General features: G+C 71.8%; 5 protein-coding genes and 1 pseudogene. 5 read left to right on the top strand and 1 reads right to left on the bottom strand.

Annotated features, from left to right (window positions below; all coding sequences use genetic code 11):
* Both NE236_RS42825 and NE236_RS42820 read left to right on the top strand, forming a co-directional pair.
* Window positions 1–572: pseudogene (locus NE236_RS42825) on the top strand (hypothetical protein); the annotation flags it as partial.
* 558 nt (window positions 573–1130) lie between these two features.
* Window positions 1131–2339, top strand: coding sequence for an RNA-guided endonuclease InsQ/TnpB family protein (locus NE236_RS42820; protein WP_252848061.1), 1209 nt, complete (start codon window positions 1131–1133; stop codon window positions 2337–2339).
* 122 nt (window positions 2340–2461) lie between these two features.
* On the opposite strand, the gene NE236_RS42815 is transcribed toward NE236_RS42820, so the two are convergent.
* Entirely contained in the window at window positions 2462–3622 is a 1161-nt protein-coding gene (locus NE236_RS42815; protein ID WP_252848060.1) for a tyrosine recombinase XerC, read from the bottom strand.
* A gap of 96 nt (window positions 3623–3718) precedes the next feature.
* Between NE236_RS42815 and NE236_RS42810 the strand changes: the two genes are divergently transcribed.
* The 3 genes from NE236_RS42810 to dprA are packed head-to-tail and all read left to right on the top strand — an operon-like array spanning window position 3719 to window position 6891.
* Window positions 3719–4075 carry a YraN family protein gene (locus tag NE236_RS42810; RefSeq protein WP_252848059.1) on the top strand — a complete coding sequence of 119 codons (357 nt, stop codon included), beginning with the start codon at window positions 3719–3721 and terminating at the stop codon, window positions 4073–4075.
* A gap of 2 nt (window positions 4076–4077) precedes the next feature.
* Window positions 4078–5634, top strand: a complete 1557-nt coding sequence (locus tag NE236_RS42805; RefSeq protein ID WP_252848065.1) for a YifB family Mg chelatase-like AAA ATPase — start codon at window positions 4078–4080, stop codon at window positions 5632–5634.
* A 54-nt stretch (window positions 5635–5688) separates the two neighbouring features.
* Entirely contained in the window at window positions 5689–6891 is a 1203-nt protein-coding gene (gene dprA / locus NE236_RS42800) for a DNA-processing protein DprA (protein WP_252848058.1), read from the top strand.
* Window positions 6892–6941 lie beyond the last annotated feature (50 nt).

Here is a 6941-nt window from a genome sequence, read left to right as displayed (position 1 = left end):
GTGACCTGGCGGGCCGTGGCGTCGTGACGATCACCCACGGTCCGGTCCGCACCACTTACCTGCCCGTACGGCCGAGCGTCCTCGCGGGGCAGACGGTCGCGGCGGGCGCGCGGATCGGCGTGGTGGAGGCGGTCCTCGGCCACTGCGGACAAGAGAGCTGCCTGCACTGGGGCCTGCTGCGCGGCGATGCCTACCTCGACCCGCTCTCACTGCTCGGCCTCGGCCCCGTTCGTCTCCTCCCCTGGTGGAACGCTCCGGTGCCTTCCGTCGCCGAGCCCGGCGACGAACGCCGTTCGCCCCCGGGCATCGGCCTCGCCGGGCCGCCCGCAGGCCCCCCGGCGACACGACCGGCCGGCACCCCTGCAGCCACCCTCCAGGCCGGCGCACGCTCGGCCGGCGCACCTCCGGCGTCGCCTCCGGTCGGCGCGACCACCGGGATCGGCACGGCCGTCGGCCCGATCGCCGTCGCCGGAGCGGCGGCGCTCACGATGTCCCGCGCGCTCGCTCGCGGTCGCCGCCGCAGGAGCCGGCATCGGCGCGATCCGGGAAGACGAAGACGCGGACGCAGGTGATCGGCCGGAGCGTGAGCACGGCCGGCCACTGTCTCAGCCGACGGTTGTCTCGGCCGGTCACGGCCAACGGCTGCCTCTGCCGGTCACGGCCAATGCCTGCCTCTGCCAGTCGGTGTCTCGGCGGCCCGGGCATGCTCACGATGGCACCGGCACAGCTGGATCGACGTCGTCGTCGCCTACTGCCTTCCGTCCCACGATGGCCGCCTCGGCCGGTTTCGGCCGACGGCTTCTCGGGCGGCAGCCGTCTCGGGCGACGAGTGGCATGCCGAATGCTCGGTGACCGCGAGTGCGAATCGGCCCGAAACACCAAAGACGCCCCTCGCCCGGAACCGTCACCGAGCAATTCGCCCAGGACCGTCCCCGAGCATTCCGCCCGGGTCACCACCCGGCCCGGGCGTTTCACCTAGTCCTCCGGAGGATGCCCCGGCCTTCAGGCCGGGGAGGAATCCGGACTCCGTCAGGAACGGCCCGGCGTAGCCGGGACGGCCTGAGAACGGAGTCCGCCGACGTTCGGTCATTCGACTTACATGGGAGTGTGACAGTTGTAAGGTGCTGGTCATGCGGACGGCGTACAAGTGCCGGGCCTACCCGGGCCCCGAACAAGCGGCGGTTTTCAGCCGCACGTTCGGATGTGTGCGCCTGGTGTGGAACAAGACCCTCACCGAACGCCACGCCGCGTACCACCAGCGAGGCCAGAAGACCTCCTACAAGCAGACCGACGCCGCTTTGACCGGATGGAAGAAGACCGAAGACCTGGCGTTCCTCTCGGAGGTGTCCTCGGTCCCGCTGCAACAGACACTGCGCCACCAGCACGCCGCGTTCGCGAACTTCTTCGCCGGCCGCACCAAATACCCCCGCTTCAAGAACCGCAACTCCCGGCAGACCGCGCACTACACCCGCTCGGCGTTCCGCATGAACAACGGCGAGTTGTCCATGGCCAAGACCGCCACCCCGCTGAGGTTCGTGTGGTCCTTCGACGACGTCGAGGTCTCCACGCTCAACCCCACCATGGTCGTCATCTCCCGGGATCCGGACGGCCGCTGGTACGTCACGTTCGCCATCGACACCCAAGTGCCCGACCCCATCGATGAGGCCGGGCACGCCATCGGCATCGATCTGGGGATCAAGGACTTCGCGGTCACCTCCGACGGGGAACGCATCGCCAACCCCCGGCATCTGGAGCGCAAGGCCCGCAACCTCGCCCGCTACCAGCGGCGCATGGCCCGCTGCCAGCGCGGGAGCATGAACCGCCGTAAGGCCAAGACCAAGGTCGCCCGCGCCCACCGCAAGGTCCACAACGCCCGAAACGACTTCCTGCACCGCACCAGCACCAACCTCGTCCGTCGGGCTGACACGATCGTGATCGAAGACCTCGCGGTCACCAACATGGTCAAGAACCGCAGGCTGTCGCGGGTGATCTCCGATGCGGGGTGGGGGGAGTTCCGCCGGCAGCTGGAGTACAAGGCCGAACGGGCCGGGCGCACGCTCGTGGTGATCGACCGCTGGTATCCGTCTTCCAAGACCTGCTCGGCTTGCGGGCACCTGCTCGCGGAACTGAGTCTTTCCACCCGGCACTGGACGTGTCCGGGCTGCCGCACCCGGCATGACCGGGACATCAACGCGGCCAAGAACATCCTTGCGGCTGGTCGAGCCGTAGCCGGGCACAACCCCGGCGATGCCTGTGGAGCTGATGTAAGACGGCAAGGGTCCTCCCTTCCGCAGCCGGCGCTGAAACAGGAAACCCGCGCCGCGAGGCGCCCGGCCTAAAGGCCGAATCGGCCACACGGCCGATGGGAATCCCCCTTTCTTCAGAAGGGGGAGGAAGTCAACGAGCGCTCCGTTCACCCGTCACTCACCGATGGCGCCGACGGCGGTCGATGGAGGCGCGCCTAAGCCCGTGGGTGGGCCTGTCGGTAGGCCGCCCTGAGCCGCTCCGCCGAGACATGGGTGTAGACCTGGGTCGTCGCCAGGGAGGAGTGACCGAGGATCTCCTGCACGCTCCGCAGATCCGCGCCGCCTTCGAGAAGATGGGTGGCCGCGCTGTGCCGGAGACCGTGCGGCCCCATGTCGGGCAGGCCCAGCTCCGCGAGCCGCCGGTGCAGAACGCGGCGAACGACGGTGGGGTGCAACCTGCCGCCACGCGTGCCGAGGAACAGTGCCGACCCGCTGCGATCACCCATGAGCTCGGGGCGTCCCTGACGCAGCCACGCCTCGACCGCTCGGGCCGCCGGCGCGCTCATCGGGACCGTCCGCTCCTTGTCGCCCTTGCCGATCACCCGGACCGTACGCCGGGCGGCGTCGATGTCGTCGAGGTCCAGGCCGCACAGTTCTCCGATCCGGATGGCGGAGCCGTAGAGCAGTTCGAGCACGGCCTGGTCCCGTAGCGCGACGGCGTCCACGGCACCCTCTGCACCGTCTGCTCCTCCCCCGGCAGGAGCCGCCTCGGCGAGCCCCGTGACGTCTGCCGCCTCGCCGGTGACGTCTGCCGTCCTCTCGTTCTCCGCCGCCGCGGTCTCCTGCCTGGCCCCTTCGCCCTCCACCGCACCGCCTCTGGGCGGCCTCCGGTCGAGCAAGTCGGCGGCCTCGTCCTGTCGCAGCACCCGTGGCAGGGTCCGCCCTTGCTTCGGAGTACCGAGGAGGGGCCCGGGGTCGGTCGGCAGCAGGCCTCGGCGGTGGGCGTAGGCGGTGAACACCCGCGCCGAGGCGGTTCGGCGGGCGAGCGTCGCCCGCGACCGGCCCAGCGCGTGCTGTGCGCCCAGCCAGGCACGCAACATCCGAACGTCGAGACCCGCCAGCTCCCGCAGCCCCATGCGGTGCGCGTGCGCGAACAGATCCGCGACGTCCCCGAGATAGGCGCGAATGGTATGGGAGGACAGACCGCGTTCGGCCCGCAGGTGCCGCTCGAATGCGGCCAGCACCGCACCGAACGCCTCGTCGGGCCCCACCTCAGGCTCGTCCGCGATCGCCACCACGGCCTCCTCTTCTGCGGGCACCGGCTCCATGGCCCGCCGTACGGACGCCACCCTGCGCCACAGGGCACCGGCAATCAAGCGAACGCACCGTCCCCTCCCTCGTTATCCACAGAATGCGATTCGGCGGCCACGGACCGTGCACGCTCCGGCACCGTTGACGTCGGAGGTGAGCGCATGCACGCGAAGGACAGGCTCGGGCAGCAGGGCGAGCAGGCCGCCGCGGACCATCTGACCCGGCTGGGCTGGCAGATCCTCGATCGCAACTGGCGCTGTGGCGAGGGTGAGCTGGACATCGTGGCCCGCGACGGCGAGCAACTGGTGGTGTGCGAGGTGAAGACCCGCTCCAGCACCGCCTTCGGCACTCCCGTCGAGGCGGTGACCCCGGCCAAGGCCGCACGATTACGGCGCCTTGCGGGCCGGTGGCTGGCCGCCCACGGCGTCGGCCACGCGACCGCCCGCATCGATGTCATCGGCCTGCTCGCCGACGGGCCCAGCCGCTTCACCGTCGACCACCTGAAGGGAGCGTGCTGACCATGGCCCTGGCCCGCACGCGCGCCGTCGCCCTGCTGGGCGTCGACGGGGCTCTCGTCGACGTCGAGGCCGCGATCACCAGCGGGGTTCCGGGCCTTCACCTCGTGGGCCTGCCCGACGCAGCACTGAACGAAGCCCGCAGCCGCGTCCGCGCGGCGATCCTGACCAGCGGTGAGCATTGGCCCAACCGGCATGTCACGGTGAGCCTGTTCCCCGCGAGCATGCCGAAGCGGGGAAGCGGCTTCGACCTGGCCATCGCCGTGGCGTTGCTGGGGGCGGAGGGCGCGGTCTCCGCCGAGGCCTGCGCGGGCACGGTGATGATCGGCGAGCTGGGACTCGACGGCCGGGTCCGTCCCGTCTCGGGTGTGCTGCCCGCCGTGCTCACTGCGGCGGACGCGGGCGTCGAGACGGTGGTCGTGCCGAAGGCCAACCTCGCGGAGGCCTCGCTCGTGCCCGGCGTGCGGGTCATCGGCGCGGGGTCGCTCCGGGCCCTGGTGGCCCGGTTCCGTGACCTCCCTCCCCCGGACGAGGGGGAGGACGAGTCATGCGAGGAGGCGTCGGCCCCGCAGCCCAACGGGCTGGCCGCCCGATCCCGGGCACGGCGAGGAGATCTCGACCTGGCCGACGTGCGAGGTCAGGCCGACGCGCGCAAGGTGCTGGAGGTCAGCGCCGCCGGCGGCCACCACCTCCTGTTCACCGGGCCGCCCGGGTGCGGGAAGACGATGCTGGCCGAGCGCCTGCCCACTCTGCTGCCGGAGCTGGACCGTGACGCCGCTCTGGAGGTGACGGCGATCCACTCGGTCGCGGGCGGTCTCCCGACCGGTCAACCGTTGATCACCCACCCGCCGTTCTGCGCTCCCCACCACACGGCGTCCCGGGCCGCTCTGGTCGGCGGCGGCAGCAACCGGTTGATCCAGCCCGGTGCGGTCTCTCTGGCCCACCGAGGCGTCCTCTTCCTGGACGAGAGCCCCGAGTTCGCCGGAGGGGTGCTGGACGCCTTACGCCAGCCGCTGGAGGAAGGCGAGGTGGTGATCGCCCGGTCGGGGGCGACGTCCCGGTTCCCCGCGCGGTTCACGCTGCTGCTGGCTGCCAACCTCTGCCCGTGCGCGGCCACCAAGGTCCGCGACTGCACCTGCGCGCCGTCGATCCGGCAGCGGTACCTCGCCCGGCTGTCGGGGCCGTTGCTCGACCGGATCGACCTGAAGTCCGAGCTGAAGGAGGTCAGCCGTGCGGAGCTGCGATACGACCTGGAACTGGCCGAGTCGAGCGCCACGGTCGCGGAGCGGGTGCTGGTCGCCCGTGACCGGGCCCGCCGGCGGCTGGCCGACCTGCCCTGGCGCACCAATGCCGACGTCCCCGGCCGGGAGCTTCGGCGCCGGTTCGCGCCCCCGCACGGGGCGCTGGCAGCGATCGACCAACCGTTGGCCGACGGGCGGCTCAGCGCGCGCGGCCTCGACCGCGTCGTTCGCGTCGCCTGGACCCTCGCCGACCTCACCGGAAAGGACGCTCCGACCGCGAGTGAGGTCACTCAGGCGTTCGGGCTCTGGCAGGGACGTTGATGAAGGGGCCCGCCACGGTGATGGGCCGGCGGGCACCCCTTCCACGGAGGAGACATGATGATCTCAGCGGAGGAACGGTTCGCACGCGCCCTCCTTACCCGCATCGCAGAACCGGGCGATGAGCTGTTAGGTCGTCTGATCGCGGCGGAGGGAGCGGTCGGCGCGCTGGACGCCATCCGCTCGGAGTTCCCGCCGGACGCATGCCTGCCGGACAGCGGCCTGCCGAACAGCGGCCCCCCGAACACCGGCCCGGCGGGCTCGGGCGAAAGGCGCGTGGCTCGGCGGTTCGCGGCGTGGCGGGCCCGGCTGCCCGGCGCCGAGCCGGAGCGCCTCCTCGCCGAGTGCGACGCACTGGGCGGACGACTCGTGTGCCCGGGAGACGCGGAATGGCCGTCCCAACTCGACGATCTCGGCAACCGGCAACCGTACGGGCTGTGGGTGCGCGGCGATCAGGACCTGCGGTTCGGCTGCCTGCGGTCCGTGGCGATCGTGGGCTCCCGGTCCGCCACCTCCTACGGCGTCAACGTCGCCGCCGAGATGGGCGCCGAGCTCGCCGATCGCGGGTGGACGGTGGTTAGCGGGGGCGCGTTCGGAATCGACGCGGCGGCGCATCGCGGTGTGCTGGCCGCCGACGGCCTGACCGTGGCGGTGTTCGCCTGCGGGTTCGATGTGCCCTATCCGAGCCCCCATGGGGGGCTTTTCTCGGAGATCGCGCGCTACGGCCTGCTGGTGAGCGAGCTGCCGCCCGGTGCTCCGCCCACCCGCAGCCGCTTTCTGGTGCGGAACCGGGCGATCGCGGCACTGACCCGGGGCACGGTGGTCGTCGAGGCGGCGCGCCGGAGCGGTGCGCTCAACACGGCGCGCCACGCTCGTGACCTTCGCCGCGCCGTGATGGTCGTGCCCGGGCCGGTGACCTCTGCGGCGTCCGCCGGCTGTCACGCCCTCTTGCGGGAGTGGGACGAAGCCGTGTGCGTCACGGACACGGCGGAGGTCCTCGACCTGGTCGGCCTCATCGGCGACGACCTCGCGCCCGAGAAGCGGGGCCCGGTCCTCGACCGTGACCGGCTCGACCCGGTGACCAGGGACGTCTTGGAGGCGATTCCGGCACGCGGCGGAGCCGGTACGGCACGGATCGCGGTGTCCGCGGGTGTGGATCTCGACACGGCGCTCGCCAGTCTGGGCGCCCTGTCGGCGGGCGGGTTCGTCGAACGCTGCGCGAAAGGCTGGAAACTGCGCCGCCCGCCCCCGAATTCCTGACCGGCGACTCCGCCCCGGCACCCCACAGCTCCGGCGACTCCGTCTCCGGC

This window comes from Actinoallomurus purpureus (assembly GCF_024055795.1).
In the GTDB taxonomy this organism is placed as follows: Bacteria; Actinomycetota; Actinomycetes; order Streptosporangiales; family Streptosporangiaceae; genus Actinoallomurus; species Actinoallomurus purpureus.
Note: the sequence above shows the minus strand (reverse complement) of the source record. Positions and strands in the feature narration are given on the sequence as shown.